The sequence below is a fragment of the Amycolatopsis speibonae genome, assembly GCF_042647925.1.
GTDB classification, from domain to species: Bacteria; Actinomycetota; Actinomycetes; order Mycobacteriales; family Pseudonocardiaceae; genus Amycolatopsis; species Amycolatopsis speibonae.
The window spans coordinates 1-707 of the sequence record NZ_JBHRWK010000152.1 but is presented as its reverse complement, the minus strand read 5'-3'; the positions used below and the strand labels follow the sequence as shown (position 1 = coordinate 707).

Sequence of the window (707 nt, the reverse complement as noted above, 5' to 3'; positions counted from 1 at the left end):
GGTGCGGGGCCGCGGCAGGTGGCGGATGCCGAGCAGCGGATCATGGGCTGGCTCGACCCGGACGGGAACGAGCCGAAAGAGCCCGAGCCGAAGCAGCCTCGCCGGGAAGTCACCCTGGAGCGTCGCAAGGACGGGTTCTGGAAGCTGAACGGTCTCCTCGATGACGAGACAGGCGCCCGTACGGCGGCCGCGCTGGAGGCCTACGCGAAGCCCCGCCCGACCGACGAGTTCGGGCAGGCGGATCCGCGGTCCAAGGCTGAGCGTCAGGGTGATGCGTGGGCCGAGCTGCTCGATCTGGCGATCGCGTGCCCGGACCAGCCCGGCACCAGCGGCTACCGGACCCTGGTGCACGTCACCATCGGCCTGGAAGAGCTGAAGTCCGGGATCGGGAAAGCCTGCCTCGATTTCGTCGGGACGATGACGGCTCGTGAGGCACGGATGGCCGCCTGCGACTGCCTCATGCTTCCCGTGGTGATGAACGCGGCCGGTGAGCCGCTGGACGTGGGACGACTGAGACGATTTGTCACCCCCGGCCAGCGGCGAGCGTTGAATATTCGGGATCGGGGTTGTGCGCTCCCGGGGTGTCATCGACGACCCAAGAACTGTCACGTCCACCATATTCATCACGTGCGCCATGATGCGCGTGTTTATCCGATCGGAGGTGAAAGACCTCCGATATTGAGCCGACACAGCGGTTTGGTGAAGCT

At 66.2% G+C, this 707-nt stretch carries 1 pseudogene; it reads left to right on the top strand.

The window, feature by feature from the left end:
* Positions 1-627: pseudogene (locus ACFOSH_RS42730) on the top strand (DUF222 domain-containing protein); the annotation flags it as partial.
* Between the last annotated feature and the right edge of the window lie 80 nt (positions 628-707).